Source organism: Thioclava sp. L04-15 (assembly GCF_002020275.1).
GTDB lineage: Bacteria > Pseudomonadota > Alphaproteobacteria > Rhodobacterales > Rhodobacteraceae > Thioclava > Thioclava marina.
Genome location: NZ_MPZW01000001.1, coordinates 972,556 through 989,748, shown reverse-complemented (window position 1 = coordinate 989,748; position 17,193 = coordinate 972,556). Strand labels below are relative to the sequence as shown.

16 protein-coding genes are annotated in these 17,193 nt (G+C 62.0%); 9 read left to right on the top strand and 7 right to left on the bottom strand.

Going from position 1 to position 17,193, the window contains the following annotated elements; genetic code table 11:
* The first annotated feature begins 33 nt into the window (after nt 1-33).
* From mnmE to BMI90_RS04875, 5 genes are read left to right on the top strand one after another with little or no spacing between them, the layout of a single operon-like run.
* A complete protein-coding gene (gene mnmE, locus BMI90_RS04895; protein WP_078526570.1) occupies nt 34-1,317 on the top strand; it encodes a tRNA uridine-5-carboxymethylaminomethyl(34) synthesis GTPase MnmE in 1,284 nt (427 codons plus the stop codon).
* 12 nt (nt 1,318-1,329) lie between these two features.
* On the top strand, nt 1,330-3,192 hold the full coding sequence (gene mnmG, locus BMI90_RS04890; protein ID WP_078526568.1) for a tRNA uridine-5-carboxymethylaminomethyl(34) synthesis enzyme MnmG: 1,863 nt from the start codon (nt 1,330-1,332) through the stop codon (nt 3,190-3,192).
* A complete protein-coding gene (gene rsmG / locus BMI90_RS04885; RefSeq protein ID WP_078526566.1) occupies nt 3,189-3,818 on the top strand; it encodes a 16S rRNA (guanine(527)-N(7))-methyltransferase RsmG in 630 nt (209 codons plus the stop codon). Before mnmG ends, rsmG begins: the two co-directional genes overlap by 4 nt.
* Nucleotides 3,811-4,626: an AAA family ATPase gene (locus BMI90_RS04880; RefSeq protein WP_078526564.1), complete on the top strand. Its 816-nt coding sequence runs from the start codon at nt 3,811-3,813 to the stop codon at nt 4,624-4,626. The genes rsmG and BMI90_RS04880 overlap by 8 nt, the downstream gene beginning before the upstream one ends.
* A 3-nt stretch (nt 4,627-4,629) precedes the next feature.
* A complete protein-coding gene (locus BMI90_RS04875; protein ID WP_078526562.1) occupies nt 4,630-5,511 on the top strand; it encodes a ParB/RepB/Spo0J family partition protein in 882 nt (293 codons plus the stop codon).
* On the opposite strand, the gene BMI90_RS04870 is transcribed toward BMI90_RS04875, so the two are convergent.
* From BMI90_RS04870 to rph, 5 genes are read right to left on the bottom strand one after another with little or no spacing between them, the layout of a single operon-like run.
* Entirely contained in the window at nt 5,512-5,865 is a 354-nt protein-coding gene (locus tag BMI90_RS04870) for a YbaN family protein (protein WP_078526560.1), read from the bottom strand.
* The gene (gene hemW, locus BMI90_RS04865) at nt 5,865-7,019 is read right to left on the bottom strand and encodes a radical SAM family heme chaperone HemW (protein ID WP_078527235.1); all 1,155 of its coding nucleotides are present in this window, start codon (nt 7,017-7,019) and stop codon (nt 5,865-5,867) included. The genes BMI90_RS04870 and hemW overlap by 1 nt, the downstream gene beginning before the upstream one ends.
* Nucleotides 7,019-7,402 (bottom strand): RidA family protein, encoded by a 384-nt coding sequence (locus BMI90_RS04860; RefSeq protein ID WP_078526558.1) that lies wholly within the window; start codon nt 7,400-7,402, stop codon nt 7,019-7,021. The genes hemW and BMI90_RS04860 overlap by 1 nt, the downstream gene beginning before the upstream one ends.
* A 1-nt stretch (nt 7,403) precedes the next feature.
* The gene (gene rdgB / locus BMI90_RS04855) at nt 7,404-8,012 is read right to left on the bottom strand and encodes an RdgB/HAM1 family non-canonical purine NTP pyrophosphatase (RefSeq protein WP_078526556.1); all 609 of its coding nucleotides are present in this window, start codon (nt 8,010-8,012) and stop codon (nt 7,404-7,406) included.
* Entirely contained in the window at nt 8,009-8,722 is a 714-nt protein-coding gene (gene rph / locus BMI90_RS04850; protein ID WP_078526554.1) for a ribonuclease PH, read from the bottom strand. Before rph ends, rdgB begins: the two co-directional genes overlap by 4 nt.
* A 120-nt stretch (nt 8,723-8,842) precedes the next feature.
* On the opposite strand from rph, the gene hrcA reads away from it, so the two are divergent.
* On the top strand, nt 8,843-9,904 hold the full coding sequence (gene hrcA, locus BMI90_RS04845; protein ID WP_078526552.1) for a heat-inducible transcriptional repressor HrcA: 1,062 nt from the start codon (nt 8,843-8,845) through the stop codon (nt 9,902-9,904).
* A gap of 5 nt (nt 9,905-9,909) precedes the next feature.
* Nucleotides 9,910-10,458 (top strand): nucleotide exchange factor GrpE, encoded by a 549-nt coding sequence (locus tag BMI90_RS04840; protein ID WP_078526549.1) that lies wholly within the window; start codon nt 9,910-9,912, stop codon nt 10,456-10,458.
* A 58-nt stretch (nt 10,459-10,516) separates the two neighbouring features.
* On the opposite strand, the gene mutS is transcribed toward BMI90_RS04840, so the two are convergent.
* On the bottom strand, nt 10,517-13,162 hold the full coding sequence (mutS, locus tag BMI90_RS04835; protein ID WP_078526547.1) for a DNA mismatch repair protein MutS: 2,646 nt from the start codon (nt 13,160-13,162) through the stop codon (nt 10,517-10,519).
* Between the two features lie 117 nt (nt 13,163-13,279).
* Here mutS and BMI90_RS04830 point away from each other — a divergent pair, with 117 nt between their 5' ends.
* Together BMI90_RS04830 and BMI90_RS04825 are read left to right on the top strand one after the other, a co-directional pair.
* Nucleotides 13,280-15,547, top strand: coding sequence for an NADP-dependent malic enzyme (locus BMI90_RS04830; RefSeq protein ID WP_078526545.1), 2,268 nt, complete (start codon nt 13,280-13,282; stop codon nt 15,545-15,547).
* A gap of 82 nt (nt 15,548-15,629) precedes the next feature.
* Entirely contained in the window at nt 15,630-16,514 is an 885-nt protein-coding gene (locus tag BMI90_RS04825; RefSeq protein ID WP_078526543.1) for a ribokinase, read from the top strand.
* On the opposite strand, the gene phoB is transcribed toward BMI90_RS04825, so the two are convergent.
* Nucleotides 16,499-17,191: a phosphate regulon transcriptional regulator PhoB gene (gene phoB, locus BMI90_RS04820; protein WP_078526540.1), complete on the bottom strand. Its 693-nt coding sequence runs from the start codon at nt 17,189-17,191 to the stop codon at nt 16,499-16,501. The two genes, BMI90_RS04825 and phoB, sit on opposite strands and share 16 nt — an antisense overlap.
* Between the last annotated feature and the right edge of the window lie 2 nt (nt 17,192-17,193).

Genomic DNA, 17,193 nt, shown 5'->3' with positions numbered 1-17,193 from the left:
GCCGTCCTATCTTCCCTTGGGAAGAGGATTGCGATGGACACGATCTTTGCTCTGGCCACGGCCCGCGGAAAAGCGGGCGTGGCCGTCATTCGTATTTCGGGACCGCGGGCCTGGGAGGCTGCGCGCGCGCTGGCAGGATCGCTGCCGGAGCCGCGTCTGGCCGGGCTGCGCAAGCTGCGGCTGGCGGGCGAAGAGCTCGATGAGGCTGTCGTGCTGTGCTTCGAGCAGGGCGCGAGCTTTACCGGCGAAGAGGTCGCCGAGTTGCATATCCACGGCGCTATCGCGACCGTTTCGGCTGTGCTGCGGGCCTTGGGGCAGATCGACGGTCTACGCTTGGCCGAGCCGGGGGAGTTCACCCGGCGCGCATTGGAAAATGAGCGGTTGGATCTGTCGCAGGTCGAAGGCCTGTCCGATCTGATCGAAGCCGAGACCGAGGCGCAGCGTAAACAGGCGCTGAAGGTTCTGTCGGGCGCGGTGGGTTATCTGGTTGAAGATTGGCGCGCGAAACTGATCCGGGCGGGGGCTCTGATCGAGGCGACGATCGACTTTGCCGATGAAGAGGTGCCGGTCGATGTTTCGCCCGAAGTGCTTGAACTGATTGACGCTGTGGCCTCAGGGTTGCGCGACGAATTGCGGAGGATCGGGGCAGCGGAACGTATTCGCGAAGGCTTCGAGGTGGCGATCGTCGGGCGGCCGAATGCCGGGAAATCCACGCTGCTCAATGCGCTCGCGGGTCGCGAGGCAGCGATCACCTCGGAGATTGCGGGTACGACGCGCGATGTGATCGAGGTCCGCATGGAGATCGGCGGACAGGCGGTTACTTTGCTCGACACCGCAGGCTTGCGCGAAACCGAGGACGTGGTGGAAGCGATCGGAGTGGAGCGTGCGCTCGACCGGGCACGACAATCCGACCTGCGGCTGTTTCTGCTCGACGGAGCGGAAGTCCCCCTGATCACGCCCGAGCCGGGCGATCTGGTCGTTCACGGCAAGGCCGATGTCGCGCCGAACAAAGGGTTGAGCGTCTCCGGTAAGACCGGGGCGGGGCTGACGGCACTTCTGGCGGCAATCGAAGAGCGGCTGTCCGGGCTCAGCGCGGGTGCAGGGGTCATGACGCGTGAGCGCCACAGGGTTGCGATGGAGCGTGCATTCGGGGCTTTGGAATCAGCGCGAGATGAGGTATTGCGCGGGTCTGACCGGAGTGAGCTGGCGGCGGAATCGCTGCGCCAGGCCACGTGGGCGCTGGAGGCGCTGCTCGGTCGGGTGGATGTCGAGAACCTTCTGGATGAGATTTTCTCGAGCTTCTGCATCGGCAAGTAAGGAGTGTTTCACGTGAAACATTACGACGTCATCGTGATTGGCGGCGGGCACGCCGGTACCGAGGCAGCCCATGCGGCGGCCCGGATGGGCGCGAATACTGCGCTGGTGACCTTGCGGGCCGATGCGATCGGGGTGATGTCGTGCAACCCGGCGATTGGCGGGCTAGGCAAGGGTCACCTCGTGCGCGAGATTGACGCGCTGGATGGCGTTATGGGGCGGATCGCGGACGAGGCAGGAATTCAGTTTCGCTTGCTGAACCGTCGGAAGGGGCCTGCCGTGCAAGGCCCGCGCGCCCAGGCCGATCGCAAACTCTACCGTGAAGCGGCGCAGCGTTTGACCGAAGCTCAACCGAATCTGACGGTGATCGAGGGGGAGGTTACCGATCTTCGCGTCGAAGGCGGCCGTGTGACCGGTGTAAGTCTGGCCGATGGCGTGCAGCTCGATTGCCGCGCTGCCATTTTGACCTCTGGGACGTTCCTGAATGGTGTCATCCATATCGGGGATCAGAAACGCGCTGGTGGGAGGATCGGCGATAAACCATCGGTCGCTCTGGCAGAGCGGCTGAAGTCGCTGGATCTTCCGCTTGGACGGCTCAAAACGGGCACGCCACCGCGGCTCGATGGGAAAACGATCGACTGGTCGCGACTGGAGACGCAGCCGGGCGACGATGATCCGGTGATGTTTTCTTTCCTGAACCGGAAACCGTCCGTGCGGCAGATCGCTTGCGGGATCACCCACACGAACGAGAAAACGCATGAGATCATCCGGACGAACCTCGATCGTTCTGCGATGTATGGCGGCCACATCTCGGGAGTAGGGCCGCGTTATTGCCCTTCGATCGAGGACAAGATCGTGCGGTTTGCCGAGAAGACCTCGCACCAGATCTTCCTCGAGCCGGAAAGGCTCGACGACGACACGATCTATCCGAACGGGATTTCCACCTCTCTGCCGATCGAGGTTCAGGAGGATTACGTTCACTCGATCTTCGGTCTGGAGGATGCGAGGATTCTCCAGCCCGGGTATGCGATCGAATATGATTTCGTCGATCCGCGTGCGCTCGATCTCTCTTTGCAGCTGCGTGCGCTTTCAGGTCTATATCTTGCGGGTCAGATCAATGGAACCACAGGATATGAGGAGGCAGCAGCGCAAGGCTTGGTCGCAGGCCTCAATGCGGCGCTTGCCGCCCGCGATGCGGAGCCGGTTCATTTCAGCCGGACCTCAAGCTATATCGGCGTGATGATCGACGATCTCGTGTCGCGCGGCGTGACCGAACCCTATCGCATGTTCACCTCGCGGGCCGAGTTCCGACTGACGCTGCGCGCGGATAACGCTGATCAGCGTCTGACGCAGATGGGGATCGATTTGGGGTGTGTTGGCGACACGCGGCGCACTGCCTTCGAAGCGAAGATGGAAGGGCTCACGGCGGGTCGTGAGCTGATGGAGTCGATTGTCCTCACGCCGAAGGCTGCGAGGGAAAAAGGGTTCAAGGTCAATCAGGACGGGAGTCGCCGCTCGGCGTTCGACCTTCTGTCTTTTCCCGATATCACGATGGATCAGCTGCAAGAGGCGCTGCCTGAGCTCGCTGAACTGCCGCCTGATGTGGCGGGGCAGCTCTCGATCGATGCGCTTTATGCCAATTACGTCGCGCGCCAGCAGCTCGATGCCGCATCTCTTAAGCGCGATGAGGGTTGGGAAATTCCTGAGGGGTTCGACTATTCCGCGCTCAATGGGCTGTCGAATGAACTCAAGGCAAAGCTGGAGCGCGCCCGCCCGCATACGCTCGGCCAGGCCGGACGGGTGGACGGCGTGACCCCGGCAGCACTCACGCTGATCCTCGCCAAGCTTCGCCAGGCCAAGCGGGAAAGAACGGCATGAGCCAGATCGAGGCGGAGCGCTTTCGGGAGCGCTTCGATGTTTCACGTGAAACATTGGAGCGGCTTGAAGCCTATGAGGCGCTGCTTGCGAAATGGAATCCGGCGATCAACCTCGTCTCGAAATCGACCTTGGCAGATACGTGGTCGCGACATTTTCTCGATTCGGCCCAACTTTTCGACCTGGCGCCGGTAGAAGCACAATCCTGGGCGGATCTTGGGGCAGGGGGCGGCTTTCCGGGCCTCGTTATTGCCGTTTTGTCGCTAGAGAAAGCGCCCGAGCGTGAGATTGTTCTCGTGGAATCCGACCTGCGTAAATCCGCGTTTCTCTCGACAGTGAGTCGCGAACTCGGGTTAAAAACCCGGGTTCTGGCCAAAAGAATTGAGGAAATCGAACCGCTCGGCGTCGAAATCCTATCCGCTCGCGCGCTTGCACCGCTCGTACAGCTTCTGGAATTTGCAGAGCGTCACTTGCGCCACGATGGGATCGCGCTCTTTCCGAAAGGCGCACGCTGGCAGGAAGAACTTGCACAAGCACGGGAAAGCTGGTCCTTTGATTGCGAGGCGAACCCAAGCCTGAGTGATCCGAACAGTGTTGTCCTCAAGATAAACGGAGCCAAGCGTGTCTGATCCAATTCGCGTGAAAGAGCCGAAGATCATAGCGATCGCGAATCAGAAGGGTGGGGTGGGCAAGACGACGACGGCGATCAATCTGGCGGCCGCGCTTGTCGAATCCGGGCGGAAAGTGATGCTGATCGACCTTGATCCGCAGGGAAATGCCTCCACAGGACTTGGTATCGAACCCGATCAGCGCGATATGACGACCTATGATCTTCTGATCGAAGACGCGCCGGTCTCGGCTGTTCTGCATAAAACCGAGATCGAGGGGCTCTACCTGTGTCCGGCCACAACCGACCTGTCTTCTGCGGATATGGAGCTCGTCTCGACCGAGAAGCGCAGCTATCTTCTTCACGATGCCCTACGACATCCTGATGTTGATACGTATGAATTCGACTACATCTTGATTGACTGCCCGCCGTCGCTCAGTCTCCTGACGGTTAACGCGATGGTCGCGGCGCATTCGGTTCTGGTGCCCCTCCAGGCAGAGTTTTTCGCACTCGAAGGTCTTTCGCAGCTGATGCTGACGATCCGTGAGATCCGGCAAAGCGCCAATCGCAGCCTGCGGATCGAGGGCGTCGTGTTGACGATGTATGATGTGCGCAACAACCTCTCGCAGCAGGTGGAGGCGGATGCGCGCGCAACTTTGGGAGAGTTGGTGTTTCGGACGATGATTCCGCGTAACGTGCGGGTATCCGAAGCGCCATCTTACGCGATGCCGGTGCTCAGCTATGACACCGCGTCGCGCGGGGCGGTTGCGTATCGCGCTTTGGCGAATGAGCTGATCTCGCGCCATGCGGCAGTGAAAAAGGGAGCATGATCCATGGCGGAAAAGCGCGAAAAACGGGGTCTCGGGCGTGGTCTGTCGGCGCTTATGGCCGATGTCGATCTCAATCCGCGCGAGCCGAGCGCTGCGCCGCGTCGCGCCGAGCAATATGTGCCGGTCGAGCGGATCGAACCCAATCCTGACCAGCCGCGACGCGATTTCGAACCCGGAGCGCTGGAAGAGCTGGCGGCTTCGATTCGCGAGAAGGGCGTCATTCAGCCGCTGATCGTTCGCAAGCACCCGTCGAAGCCGGATCATTTCGAGATCGTTGCCGGCGAACGCCGTTGGCGCGCAGCGCAGATGGCCAAAGTGCATGAGCTGCCGATCATCCTGCGCGAGTTCAATGACACCGAAGTGCTCGAAGTCGCGATCATCGAGAACATTCAGCGCGCCGATCTCAATCCGTTGGAAGAGGCTCTTGCCTACAAGCAGTTGATGTCGCGCTTCGGCCATACACAAGAGAAGCTAGCCGAGGCGCTCTCGAAGAGTCGCAGCCATATCGCGAACCTGATGCGTCTCCTGCAATTGCCCGAAGAAGTGCAGACGTATCTGCGCGAGGGCAAACTTTCGGCCGGACATGCGCGGGCAATGATCACCGCGCCCGATCCGGTCGCGCTCGCGCGCCAGGCTGTGGCGAAATCGCTGTCGGTGCGCGACGTCGAGCGTTTGGCAAAGAAAGCTGAGACGCCGGAGCGCGCTCCGCGACCGAAGCCTCAGAAGGATGCGGACACGCGGGCGCTGGAAGGGGATCTTTCGGCGACAATCGGGATGAAGGTCGCAATCGAACACAGCAGCAACGGCTCAGGCAAGCTGGTGGTGTCATATGACGATCTTGAGGAGCTCGATCGTCTGTGCCAACTCCTCAGCGGTGGCCATTGATCAGCTATTCGGCCGCGTCCAGATGAAGATAGAGACGGCGATGAGAGTCGCCGCCTGAATCGCCAAAAGCATCGGCTTCAATCCAATCACCACCGAAATGGCGAAAGCTGCCGCAATCGAGATCGACGCCGCAATCTTGGCGCGCTTCGAGATCGCGCGGCGCTCTTGCCAATCTTGGATGGAAGGTCCGAAGCGCGGGTGGGTGATCAGCCATTGGTGCAGCCGCTCGGAGGACTTGCCGAAGAAGAAAGCCGCAAGCAGCATCAGCGGCACGGTCGGCAAGAGTGGAAGAAATATCCCGATCACCCCAATCGCGAAAGAAACCATACCGAGGATGAGCCAGAGGACGCGCATCAGGGCATCAGCTCCCGAATGATGGCGTTGAGAACCGGTCGGCCATCCTTTGTCGCACAAATTCGACCCTGTTGCTGCGTAATCATGCCGATTTCTTCGAGATGAACGATAGCATCCGGGTCAAGCGGAGCGCCGGAAATCTGCTCGAACCTCGCCATTTCAAGCCCCTCGGACAGTCGCATCGAAAACAGAAGATACTCGATCGCCTGCTCCGCGTCATCCAGCGCTTCCCGCGTGTTTTCGCCGCTCCCTGTTTCTTCGACTCGTTTGAGCCACTCACCAGGCGCTTTCGGCGTTTCGGTCGCGTGGCGGCGGCCGTCTATCGTTAGCCGCCCGTGGGCTCCCGGGCCGATCCCGACATAGTCGCCATAGCGCCAATAGATCAGATTGTGCCGACTTTCCGCGCCCGAATGCGCGTGATTAGAGGTCTCATAGGCTGGAAGACCGTGCTTTTCACAGATTTCCTGCGTCAGAAAATACATATCCGCTGCGCTTTCGTCCTGTGGCAGCCCGGGAAGCTTGCCCAAATCGTGACGAGCACCGAAAACCGTGCCAGGTTCGATCGTCAGCTGATAGAGCGACAGGTGGTCGATCGCCATGCTCAGTGCTTCGTTCAATTCCGCGCCCCAGGCATCGGGCGTTTGATGCTGGCGCGCATAGATCAGGTCGAAGCTGACGCGGTCGAACTGGTTGCGTGCAATATCGAACGCGCGGCGTCCCTCGGCCACCGAGTGCATTCGCCCGAGACGACGGAGATCGTCATCATTCAACGCCTGCATCCCCATCGAAATCCGGTTCACGCCAGCCTCGGAAAAGGCTCTAAACTTGCCTGAATCGATACTTGTGGGGTTTGCCTCAAGGGTTATTTCGAGATCGTTCGAAAGTGGCCAGGAGGCGCGGATCCTGTCGAGGATCGCGGCGACAAGATCGGGATCCATCAGCGAGGGCGTGCCCCCACCGAAGAAGACCGTGTTCAGAATTCGGCCTTCGGTTTCCCGTGCGGCGCGGTCGATTTCGGTCAGGTAGGCAGATTGCCAGCGTTTCTGGTCAATCGTGGTCGCGACATGCGAATTGAAGTCGCAATAGGGGCATTTGGCGGCACAGAACGGCCAGTGAAGATAGAGGCCAAAGCCCCCATGCCGCCAATCTTCGATCATCCGCGGAAAGCCGTGACTTCGATCTCGACCTTCATCGCGGGGTTCACCAGACCAGCGACGATCATCGTGGCGGCGGGGCGGATCTCGCCGAATGCATCGCCGAGCGCGGGGATGATCTCTTCCATGTAGGACGGGTCGGTGATGATGTAATTCGCCCGGACGACATCGCTCATCGAAAAGCCCGCCTTTTCCAGCACGCCGCGGATCGTCGCGAGTGTATTTCGAGCCTGTTCCAGCACGGAATCGGGGAGAACCTTGGTTTCCGGGTCCGCGCCAGTGGTGCCCGCAACGAAGCACCAGTCGCCTTGAACGACGGCGCGCGAATAGCCGAGTTTCGGCTCATAGGGCGAACCGCCCGAGATATTTTGCCGCTTGGACATGTCAGGCCTCGAAAATTTTCACGAATTTGCGGAAAGCATCTGCGCGATGCGAGATCTCGTTCTTCTGCTCGGCGCCCATCTCGGCGAAGGTCAGGTCGTAACCGTCGGGCTGGAACATCGGATCGTAGCCATGACCAAGCTTGCCGCGCATCGGCCAGACGAGCTGACCTTCAACGCGGCCTTCGAACACTTCATCGTGCCCGTCCGGCCAGGCAAGAACGAGCGTCGCGCGGAACCGGGCGGTGCGCGGCGCGGGCGCAGCGATCTCGTCGCAAGCTTTCCAGGTCTTTTCCATCGCCATGGTAAAGTCGCGCCCGGTCGGCGTGGTCGCCCAATCGGCGGTGTAAACGCCCGGCGCGCCGTTCAGACAATCAACTTCGATCCCGGAATCATCGGCCAGCGCGGGCAAGCCGGTCGCATTCGCCGCGGCATGGGCCTTGATCCGGGCATTGCCGACGAAGGTATTCTCGGTCTCTTCGGGCTCGGGGAGGTTCATCTCCTTCGCGCCGACAACCTCGATGCCGAAGGGCTCGAGGATCGCCTTGATCTCCTCGAGCTTGCCCGCGTTATGCGTGGCGACCAGCAGTTTCTTGTCGGTGAAGGCCCTCATGCGGTAGCGGCCTTTTGTGCGGTCACGAGCTGGGCGACACCTGCCTCGGCCAGATCGAGCAGCCTGGTCATCTGATCGCGCGAAAAAGTCGCGCCCTCGGCCGACATCTGTACTTCGATCAGTTTGCCCGCGCCGGTCATGATGAAATTCCCGTCCGTGCCCGCTTCGCTATCCTCGGCATAATCGAGATCGGCGACGGGCTGGCCCGCATAGATGCCGCAGGAAATCGCCGCGACATGGTCCATCAGCGGATCGGAAGTGCAGGCGCCGGTCTTCAGCAGCTTGTTCACCGCCAGACGCAGGGCGACCCAACCGCCGGTGATCGAGGCGCAGCGCGTGCCGCCATCAGCCTGGATCACATCGCAATCGACGACGATCTGACGCTCACCCAGCGCGGAACGATCGACGCCAGCGCGCAGTGCACGACCGATAAGGCGTTGAATTTCGACGGTTCTGCCGCCTTGCTTACCCGCAGCCGCTTCACGGCGGTTTCGGGTGTTGGTCGCGCGCGGCAGCATCCCGTATTCCGCCGTCACCCAGCCCAGACCCGAGCCCTTCAGGAATGAAGGCGCACGATCCTCGATCGTCGCCGTGCACAGCACATGGGTGTCGCCCATCTTGATCAGGCACGAGCCTTCAGCGTGTTTCGTCACACCAGTCTCGATTGAAATCGGGCGAAGTTCACTTAACTCTCTGCCGGAAGGGCGCATGGTGTGGTCCTCTCTTCGTGGTTACGGCCTCATTTGATCGTGCCGGAGATGCGATGCAACCCCTCTGCCGCGATTGACCTCCGGCTTCACGCAGCTTTAATTCAACATGGATGAAGCGCGATGAGTGAACAGAACAACATTCTCTCCGAATTGAACGACCGCTCCCGCGAGGTGTTTCGCCGGGTGGTCGAGGGCTATCTGTCGACCGGTGACCCGGTCGGTTCGCGTACGCTGACGCGCGCGATGAGCGAGAAGCTCTCGGCGGCGACGATCCGCAACGTGATGCAGGATCTCGAATATCTCGGGCTTCTCGACAGTCCGCATGTCTCGGCGGGGCGGATTCCGACGCAGATGGGGCTGCGGCTTTTCGTCGACGGGGTGATGGAGGTGAACCATCTCGGAGATGAGGACCGCGCCGCGCTCGATGCGACGATGGGCGCGAATTCCGGCGATGTAGGGTCTTTGCTGGATCGCGTGTCGAACGCGCTTTCGGGGATGACGCAAGGGGCGAGCCTCGTGCTCGCGCCAAAACACGAAGCGCCGATCCGGCATATCGAGTTCGTCTCGCTCGCGCCCGATCGGGCACTGGTCGTGTTGGTCTTCGCCGATGGGCAGGTCGAGAACCGGGTTTTCACACCCCCGATCGGTCAGACACCGTCCTCGATGCGCGAGGCCGCGAATTTCCTGAATGCGATGGCCGAGGGGCGCACACTTTCGGAGCTGCGCGGCCATATCCAGCGCGAAATCGCCAAACACCGTTCCGAGATCGATTCGCTCGCGACAGCACTGATCGACAGCGGCCTGGCCGCCTGGGAGAACAAGGGCGAGAGCTACGAGCGCCTGATCGTACGCGGACGGGCGAATTTGCTGGGCTCGGAGGACGATCTCGACCGCATTCGCTCGCTCTTCGATGACCTCGAACGCAAACGCGACATCGCCGAATTCCTCGATCTGGCCGAAGATGGCGAAGGCGTGCGCATTTTTATTGGCTCGGAGAACAAACTTTTCTCTCTTTCGGGTTCCTCTTTGGTGGTCTCTCCATATATGAACGCTGACCGAAAGATCATCGGTGCGGTCGGTGTGATCGGGCCCACGCGGCTCAATTACGGGCGGATCGTGCCGATCGTGGATTACACAGCGCAACTGGTCGGGCGGATGATTTCCGGCCAGGGCAAAGGGTGAATGGCATGAGCGAGAAGAAAGACGAGATTGCCGAAGATCAGGCGCAGATTGACGAGACGTTCGAAGATGTGATGGCCGAAGAGGCTGATGAGCTCGAGGCGTTGCGGGCCGAGCGTGACGAATTTCGCGACCGATTCATGCGCGCGCTGGCCGATGCCGAGAATGCGCGCAAGCGGGCGGACAAGGAACGTCAGGAGGCCTCGAACTACGGGGGCACGCGCCTCGCACGGGACATGCTGCCGGTGTTCGACGCGCTCTCGCGGGCCTTGGAGGCAGCGAATGAAGAGGTGCGTGCCCAAGCAGGCGCGCTCGTCGAAGGTGTCGAGCTGACACAGCGCGAGCTTCTGAATGTTTTCGGACGCCACGGCATCACCGCCGTCAAGCCCGAGCTGGGCGAGAAATTCGACCCGCAAATGCATGAGGCGATGTTCGAAGCACCGGTGCCCGGCACAAAGGCCGGAGATATTATTCAGGTCATGGAAAACGGGTTCATGATCCACGACCGGCTGCTGCGGCCGGCGAAAGTGGGCGTGAGCTCCACGCCGAAGAGCTGATCGGATAGGCTGGGGGCGCTGCCCCCAGACCCCCGAGGTATTTTTCGCAAGATGAAGATCACTCCTTGAGAAGGGCGCGCAACTCGTAAAGAGCGTCGAGCGCTTCCTTGGGCGTCATGTCATCGGGAATCAGCGTTTTCAGCCGCTCTTCGAGCTCTGTATTGCCTTGCGGCTTTGGTGCCGGCTGCGGTGAATTAGAGACTGAAAACAACGGCAGATCATCAATCACCGCCTGTTTCTTGCCTCCCCCTTCACGCTCGCCTTTTTCCAGCGCATCGAGCACCACGCGGGCACGTTCCACGACGGAATGAGGCAGGCCCGCGAGGCGGGCGACCTGAACCCCATAGGAACGATCGGCGGCGCCTTTGCGGACCTCGTGGAGGAAGATCACCTCGCCTTCCCATTCCTTCACCGCGACGGTGGCGTTCTCCACGCCGTCGAGCTTGGCCGAAAGCGCGGTCATCTCATGGTAATGGGTGGCGAAAAGCGCGCGGCAACGGTTCGCGCCGTGCAGATGTTCCATCACTGCCCAGGCGATCGAGAGCCCGTCATAGGTGGCTGTTCCGCGGCCGATTTCGTCGAGGATGACGAGGGCGCGGTCATCCGCCTGATTGAGGATCGCGGCGGTTTCCACCATTTCCACCATGAAGGTCGAGCGCCCGCGCGCGAGATCGTCCGCCGCGCCGACGCGGCTGAAGAGCTGCGAGACGAGGCCGATATGCGCGGATTTCGCCGGAACGAAGCTGCCGGCCTGTGCGAGGAGCGCAATCAGGGCGTTCTGGCGCAAGAAGGTCGATTTACCGGCCATGTTCGGACCGGTGAGCAGCCAGATCGCGGGCGTCGTGCCTTCGGTTAGTTCGCAGTCATTGGCAATGAAGGGCTCGCCGGACCTCTTCAGCGAGGCTTCGACGACCGGATGGCGTCCGCCCTCGATGACGAAGGCGCGGCTGTCATCGACTTGTGGTTCTGCCCAGTCCTCGGCCCGCGCGAGCGTCGCAAAGGCAGTTGCAAGGTCAATCTCGGCCAGGGCGCGCGAGGCTTCGTTGATCGGGCCGGCGTGATCCAGAATGGCGCTTTTGAGGCTGGAATAGAGCCTTTTTTCGATCTCGAGCGCGTGGTTGCCCGCGTTCAGGATGCGGGTCTCGATCTCGCTCAGTTCGACGGTCGTGAAACGCACCTGGTTCGCGGTGGTCTGGCGATGGATGAAGCGCTCTGACAGCGGAGGAGCAAGCATCTTCTCGGCATGGGTGGCCGTGGTTTCGATGAAATAGCCCAAAACATTGTTGTGCTTGATCTTGAGCGAATTGATCCCCGTGGCCTCGATATAGTCGGCCTGCATTTTCGCGATCACGCCGCGGCCTTCGTCGCGCAGCTGTCGGGTTTGATCGAGCTCGTCGTCATAGCCAGCGGCGATGAAGCCGCCGTCGCGCGCGAGCAGCGGCGGTTCGGCGATCAGGGCCGCATCGAGAAGCGCGGTCAGGCTTTCATGGCCGACCAATGCCTTGGCCACACCGGAGAGAAGATCCGGTGCATCGACCGAGCCAAGCGCCCCGGCGATCCGTTCGGCCTGTTCCAGACCATTGCGGATCGCGGCCATGTCACGCGGGCCGCCCCGATCGAGCGCGAGGCGCGACAGGGCGCGGTCCATGTCGGGGCAGCGTTTGAGATCGGCGCGCAGATCCTCGGCGAAACGGGTCGCTTCGAGCAGGAAGCGGACGGCATCGTGACGGGCGTGGATTTCCGAGAGCTTGCGGGAAGGCGCGGACAGACGCCGTTCGAGCAGTCGCGCACCGCCAGCAGTCACGGTGCGGTCGATCGCGTTGAGAAGTGAGCCGTCGCGCCCGCCAGACAAGGCCTGCGTCAGTTCCAGATTGCGCCGGGTCGCGGCGTCGATCTGCATCGCGGCGCCGCTTTCCTCGTGGATCGGGCGGCGCAGCAGGGGAAGTTTCCCTTTCTGGGTGATCTCGAGGTAATCGACGATCGCGCCCATCGCCGCCATTTCGGCGCGGGTAAAACTGCCGAAAGCGTCGAGCGAGCCGACGGAATAGAGCGTTTGCAGCCGCGTCTCGGCGGCCTGACTGTCGAAGCTCGCGCGCGAAAGTGGGGTCATCGCGGCGCGCATATCAGATACTATTTCAGCGCAATCCGCCTCTTTCGCATCGCTGACAAGCACTTCGCGCGGGGCGAGGCGCGCAAGCTCGGGTCCCAGTCGCGACAGCGGGCAGGGTGTTACGCGAAACTCGCCCGTGGAGATATCGACCCAAGCCAGCGCGGCCTCGTCGCGGACCTCTGCCCAGGCGGCGAGGAAGTTGTGGCGGCGTGCTTCGAGCAGGCTTTCCTCGGTCAGCGTGCCGGGGGTCACCAACCGCACCACGTCGCGCTTCACGACCGATTTCGAGCCCCGCTTCTTCGCCTCGGCCGGATCTTCCATCTGTTCGGCGATCGCGACGCGGAAGCCCTTGCGGATCAGGGTCAGCAGGTAGCCCTCGGCGGCGTGAACCGGCACGCCGCACATCGCGATATCCTCGCCCAGATGCTGGCCGCGCTTGGTCAGGGCGATATCGAGGGCGGCCGCCGCATCGACCGCATCCTGAAAGAACATCTCGTAGAAGTCGCCCATCCGGTAAAACAGGAGCGCGCCCGGATTGGCCTCCTTGATCCCCAGATATTGCTCCATCATCGGTGTGACGGTCGGCTTGGCCATGTGCCCCCCAAATCGCTGTCGGGCGACCCTACAAAACCCCGGATTCGGGCGCAATTCCGTTGAGTGGACGTTCGCGGGACGTTAAGAGGGGCAGACTGCAGGAGGAGCACCGGCCCAATGCCCACCAAGAACCGTATCACGCCCGAAGAGGCGCTGGCTTATCACCTCGACCCGCATCCGGGAAAATACGACATCACGGCCTCGAAACCGATGACGTCACAGCGCGATCTTTCGCTGGCCTATAGCCCGGGCGTCGCCGTTCCGGTCGAGGCGATCGCGGAGAACCCCGAGCTGGCCTATGACTACACGGTCAAGGGCAACATGGTTGCGGTGATCTCGAACGGGTCGGCCATTCTCGGGCTGGGCAATCTCGGCGCGCTGGCGTCGAAACCGGTGATGGAAGGCAAGGCGGTTCTCTTCAAGCGTTTCGCGGATGTGAACGCGATCGATATCGAGCTTGATACCGAGGATGCCGACGAGATCATCAACGCGGTGAAGCTGATGGGGCCGACCTTCGGGGGGATCAACCTCGAGGATATCAAGGCGCCGGAGTGCTTCATCATCGAGCAGCGGCTCAAGGAAATCATGGACATTCCGGTGTTCCATGATGACCAGCACGGCACCGCGGTGATCTGCGCGGCCGGTCTCATCAACGCGCTGGAGCTGTCGGGCAAGAAGATCGAGGACTGCAAGATCGTGCTCAATGGCGCGGGCGCGGCCGGGATCGCCTGTCTGGAACTCGTGAAGGCGATGGGTGCGAAGCACGACAATTGCATCATGTGCGACACCAAGGGCGTGATCTATCAAGGCCGCACCGAAGGCATGAACCAATGGAAATCGGCCCATGCGGCGGTGACCGAGGCGCGCACGCTGGAAGAGGCGATGGTTGGCGCCGACGTGTTCCTGGGCGTCTCCGCGAAGGGTGCCGTGACGCCCGAGATGGTCGAGGCGATGGCCGACAATCCGGTGATTTTCGCGATGGCGAACCCCGATCCCGAGATCACGCCGGAAGAGGCCCATGCCGTGCGCCCCGATGCGATCGTGGCGACGGGGCGTTCGGATTACCCCAACCAGGTGAACAACGTCCTGGGCTTTCCCTACCTGTTCCGCGGCGCGCTCGATATCCATGCCCGCGCGATCAATGACGAGATGAAGATCGCCTGCGCCAATGCGCTGGCCGAACTTGCCCGCGAGGATGTGCCCGACGAGGTCGCGATGGCTTATGGCCGCAAGTTGAGCTTCGGCCGTGACTACATCATCCCGACGCCCTTCGACCCGCGCCTGATCCACGTGATTCCGCCGGCGGTGGCGAAAGCGGGGATGGATACCGGCGTGGCCCGCCGCCCGATCATCGACATGGAGGGCTATGCGCAAAGCCTGAAAGCCCGCATGGACCCGACCGCCTCGATCCTGCAAGGCATCCATAGCCGTGCCCGTCAGGCGCAGGCGAAGATGATCTTTGCGGAAGGTGACGATCCGCGCGTCCTTCGCGCTGCCGTCGCCTATCAGCGCTCGGGCATGGGGCAGGCTCTGGTCGTGGGCCGGGAGCAGGACGTCAAGGAAAAGCTCGAAGCGGCGGGGCTCGGCGATGCCTATCGCGAGTTGCGTGTCGTCAACGCGGCCAATTCCAAGCATATCGAGACTTACAAGGACTTCCTTTATTCGCGCCTGCAACGTCAGGGCGTCGACAAGGAAGACGCCCACAAACTCGCCACGCGCGACCGGCATGTCTTTGCCGCGCTGATGCTGGTGCATGGCCATGGCGACGGGATGGTCACGGGGGCCACGCGGAAATCGGCCCATGTGCTGGAACTGATCAACAAGGTGGTCGATGCCAAGCCCTCGGACGGGGCTGTCGGTATCACCGCGGTCCTGAACAAGGGCCGGGTCGTGCTGATCGGCGATACGCTGGTGCATGAATGGCCCGATGAACACGATCTGGCCGATATCGCGACGGCGGGCGCTCATGTCGCACGGGGCCTGGGTCTCGAACCGCGGGTGGCTTTCTGCTCTTTCTCGACCTTCGGCTATCCGGTTTCGGAGCGTGCCACGAAAATGCATGTCGCGCCGAAAGTGCTCGACGAGCGCGGGGCGGATTTCGAATATGATGGCGAGATGACCGTCGATGTGGCGCTGAACATGGAGCAGATGAAGAACTATCCGTTCTGCCGTCTGACGGGTCCGGCGAATATTCTCGTCGTGCCGGCGCGCCACTCGGCCTCGATCTCGGTCAAGCTGATGCAGGAGATGGCGGGAGCCACGGTGATCGGGCCGATCCTGACCGGGACGAGCCACGCGATCCAGCTTTGTTCCACCTCCTCGACGGTGAACGATATCCTGAACATGGCGGCGCTGGCGTCGTGCAAGCTCTGCCTGAAGGATTGATCCGGGCCGGGGAGGGGCTCTGCCCCGCTGCGCTACCGCGCGGCCCCCGGGATATTTTTCTCCAAGTCGAAGGGGTGCGGCGATGATCTTCAATTTCGGGTCGATCAATGCCGATCACCTCTATCGGCTGGAGCATCTTCCCGCGCCGGGAGAGACGCTTGCGGCTCAGAGCTATACGCTGGGTCTGGGTGGAAAGGGCGCGAACCAGTCTGTCGCGATCGCGCGCTCCGGGGCGCAGGTGCGCCATATCGGGGCGGTCGGGGCTGATGGGCGCTGGATGGTCGAGCGTCTCGAAGCGGCCGGGGTCGATTGTACCCATATCGCCGAGGTCGAAGGGGCCTCAGGCCATGCCATCATCACCGTCGATGCGGCTGGCGAGAATGCCATCGTGATCCATGCGGGCGCGAACCGGGAGATCCCGCTGTCGCACGTGAAACAGGCGCTGGACGGCGCCGGGGCGGGCGATGCACTGATCATGCAAAACGAGACAGGCGGGCAGGTGGAAGCAGCCCGTTTTGCGCAGGAACAGGGTCTGTTCGTGATCTATTCGGCCGCGCCTTTCGATGCGGAAGCCACGCGCGCGGTGTTGCCCCATGTCTCGCTTCTGATCGTGAACGAGATTGAGGCGGCGCAGCTTTGCTCGGCGCTGGGCGTCACGCTTGGGGAGCTTGAGGTCGAGAACGTTCTGGTGACGCTGGGGGCCAAGGGTGCCCTCTGGCACGATGTCGCGCGGGGCCATGAGATCCGGGTAAAGGGTTTTCCCGTCGACGCGGTCGACACGACCGGAGCGGGCGATACCTATGCGGGCTATCTCGTCGCGAGCCTTTCTGAAGGGTTGGCCGTGAACGACGCGATGCGGGTCGCTGCGGCTGCCGCCGCGCTGAAGGTCACGCGGCCGGGCACGGCGGATGCGATCCCGACCGGAGCCGAGGTCGCTGATTTCCTCGCCGCTCAGCCGAGAGCGTAACCGGTTCCGCGCACCGTGCGCACCGGGTCCGATCCGCCATAGGCCATCAGCGCCTTGCGCAACCGTCCGACATGCACGTCGATGGTGCGGGTATCGACATAGATGTCTCGGCCCCAGACCCGGTCGAGAAGCTGATCGCGCGTCCAGACGCGGCCGGGTTTCTCCATCAGGGTCGAGAGCAGACGGAACTCGGTGGGCCCGAGTTTCAGCGGCTGGCCATCGCGGAAGACGCGGTGTTCCTCGGCGTCGAGAAGGATATCCTCGAAACTCAGCCGTTCGCCCATCGTGGCCGGGCGGGTACGGCGCAGCTGGGTGCGCACGCGGGCCATCAGCTCGACGACCGAGTAGGGTTTCACGACATAATCGTCGGCGCCCGTTTCCAGTCCGCGCACCCGATCGACCTCTTCGGAACGCGCCGAGAGCATGATGATCGGGATGTTGCGGGTTTCGGAATTGGCCTTCACGCGGCGGCAGATCTCGATTCCCGAGACATTGGGCAGCATCCAGTCGAGCACGATCAGGTCGGGCTTTTCCTCGTTCACGAGCAGCAGCCCCTCGTCGCCGTTCTCCGCCATCACGACACGGAATCCTTCGGCTTCGAGGTTGTAGCTGAGAACCTCGCGCTGCGCGGATTCATCCTCTACGACAAGAACGCAGGGCTGTTGGGCGGGCGACATCT

Bases quoted from the DNA above. Each gene is read 5' to 3' on its own strand.
- mnmE (WP_078526570.1), top strand. From the start codon at position 34: ATGGACACGATCTTTGCTCTGGCCACGGCCCGCGGAAAAGCGGGCGTG.
- rsmG (WP_078526566.1), top strand. From the start codon at position 3,189: ATGAGCCAGATCGAGGCGGAGCGCTTTCGGGAGCGCTTCGATGTTTCA.
- BMI90_RS04875 (WP_078526562.1), top strand. From the start codon at position 4,630: ATGGCGGAAAAGCGCGAAAAACGGGGTCTCGGGCGTGGTCTGTCGGCG.
- BMI90_RS04870 (WP_078526560.1), bottom strand. From the start codon at position 5,865: ATGCGCGTCCTCTGGCTCATCCTCGGTATGGTTTCTTTCGCGATTGGG.
- BMI90_RS04860 (WP_078526558.1), bottom strand. From the start codon at position 7,402: ATGTCCAAGCGGCAAAATATCTCGGGCGGTTCGCCCTATGAGCCGAAA.
- rdgB (WP_078526556.1), bottom strand. From the start codon at position 8,012: ATGAGGGCCTTCACCGACAAGAAACTGCTGGTCGCCACGCATAACGCG.
- rph (WP_078526554.1), bottom strand. From the start codon at position 8,722: ATGCGCCCTTCCGGCAGAGAGTTAAGTGAACTTCGCCCGATTTCAATC.
- hrcA (WP_078526552.1), top strand. From the start codon at position 8,843: ATGAGTGAACAGAACAACATTCTCTCCGAATTGAACGACCGCTCCCGC.
- BMI90_RS04840 (WP_078526549.1), top strand. From the start codon at position 9,910: ATGAGCGAGAAGAAAGACGAGATTGCCGAAGATCAGGCGCAGATTGAC.
- mutS (WP_078526547.1), bottom strand. From the start codon at position 13,162: ATGGCCAAGCCGACCGTCACACCGATGATGGAGCAATATCTGGGGATC.
- BMI90_RS04830 (WP_078526545.1), top strand. From the start codon at position 13,280: ATGCCCACCAAGAACCGTATCACGCCCGAAGAGGCGCTGGCTTATCAC.
- BMI90_RS04825 (WP_078526543.1), top strand. From the start codon at position 15,630: ATGATCTTCAATTTCGGGTCGATCAATGCCGATCACCTCTATCGGCTG.
- phoB (WP_078526540.1), bottom strand. From the start codon at position 17,191: ATGTCGCCCGCCCAACAGCCCTGCGTTCTTGTCGTAGAGGATGAATCC.